General features: G+C 49.4%; 6 tRNA genes and 2 rRNA genes. All 8 read right to left on the bottom strand.

Annotation, left to right across the window (positions count from 1 at the left end):
• Positions 1–136: 136 nt before the first annotated feature.
• A tRNA-Thr gene (locus PGLA_RS26440) sits at positions 137–212 on the bottom strand.
• Between the two features lie 29 nt (positions 213–241).
• Positions 242–317: transfer RNA gene (locus tag PGLA_RS26435), tRNA-Val, on the bottom strand.
• A gap of 26 nt (positions 318–343) precedes the next feature.
• Positions 344–418, bottom strand: a tRNA-Glu gene (locus tag PGLA_RS26430).
• 4 nt (positions 419–422) lie between these two features.
• Positions 423–498: transfer RNA gene (locus tag PGLA_RS26425), tRNA-Asn, on the bottom strand.
• Positions 499–501: 3 nt separating this feature from the next.
• Positions 502–577, bottom strand: a tRNA-Ala gene (locus PGLA_RS26420).
• A 22-nt stretch (positions 578–599) separates the two neighbouring features.
• A tRNA-Ile gene (locus PGLA_RS26415) sits at positions 600–676 on the bottom strand.
• A 57-nt stretch (positions 677–733) separates the two neighbouring features.
• Positions 734–850: ribosomal RNA gene (rrf, locus tag PGLA_RS26410) — 5S ribosomal RNA — on the bottom strand.
• Positions 851–1,062: 212 nt separating this feature from the next.
• Positions 1,063–1,221 (bottom strand): 23S ribosomal RNA (locus tag PGLA_RS26405); the annotation flags it as partial.

Raw genomic sequence — 1,221 nt, 5'->3', positions numbered from 1 at the left:
CCTCTGCCCGCGGCGACCCCAAGCCATAACAGATATAACATGTCGGACCCGACCGGCATTCGAACCTGCGATCTCCTGCGTGACAGGCAGGCATGTTAGGCCAACTACACCACGGTTCCACATTTTTTGGTAAAAATGGTGCCGGCGAGAGGACTTGAACCCCCAACCTACTGATTACAAGTCAGTTGCTCTACCAGTTGAGCTACACCGGCAAGTGTATTATAGCTAATTAAGATAAATATGGTGGAGGCTGAGGGGATCGAACCCCCGACCCTCTGCTTGTAAGGCAGATGCTCTCCCAGCTGAGCTAAGCCTCCGAATCTATCATAATTATTTAATTAAATGGTGACCCGTAGGGGAATCGAACCCCTGTTACCTCCGTGAAAGGGAGGTGTCTTAACCGCTTGACCAACGGGCCTTAATGGCTCCCCGAACAGGACTCGAACCTGTGACAACTCGATTAACAGTCGAGTGCTCTACCAACTGAGCTATCAGGGAATATGGTGGAGCCTAGCGGGATCGAACCGCTGACCTCCTGCGTGCAAGGCAGGCGCTCTCCCAGCTGAGCTAAGGCCCCATATTGGTATATAAAAAATACATGGTGGGCCCTGGTGGACTCGAACCACCGACCTCACCCTTATCAGAGGTGCGCTCTAACCAACTGAGCTAAGGGCCCTTATATGTACACCTATACAATCTAGGCAAAAAAAAACCACATGAATTGTGGTATTTCGCTTGGCGACGTCCTACTCTCCCAGGACCCTGCGGTCCAAGTACCATCGGCGCTGGAGGGCTTAACGGTCGTGTTCGGGATGGGTACGTGTGGAACCCCTCCGCTATCGCCACCAAACGTGCATTTGTGAAACAAATGCTGCCGTGAGAAATTCGGTTCATCACTTTAGTGTGAATGAATTTCATAACGTTATAATTGCTGCGAGAAAATATCAGTCCTCAGAAAGGACATGCAGCTTAATCCAGATGTTTGATCACCTGAAAACTAGATACGAATGAATTTGCAGTTCGAAACTTACATTTGCTTCTGAAGCCTAAACTTCAGAATATTAGGATAAGCCCTCGACCGATTAGTATTGGTCAGCTCCATGCATTGCTGCACTTCCACCTCCAACCTATCTACCTCGTCGTCTTCAAGGGGTCTTACTAATTGGGAAATCTCATCTTGAGGGGGGCTTCACGCTTACAGACTTTCAGGCCTTAGCACGT

The sequence above is a fragment of the Paenibacillus glacialis genome (assembly GCF_001637205.1).
In the GTDB taxonomy this organism is placed as follows: Bacteria; Bacillota; Bacilli; order Paenibacillales; family Paenibacillaceae; genus Paenibacillus_AQ; species Paenibacillus_AQ glacialis.
Note: the sequence above shows the minus strand (reverse complement) of the source record. Positions and strands in the feature narration are given on the sequence as shown.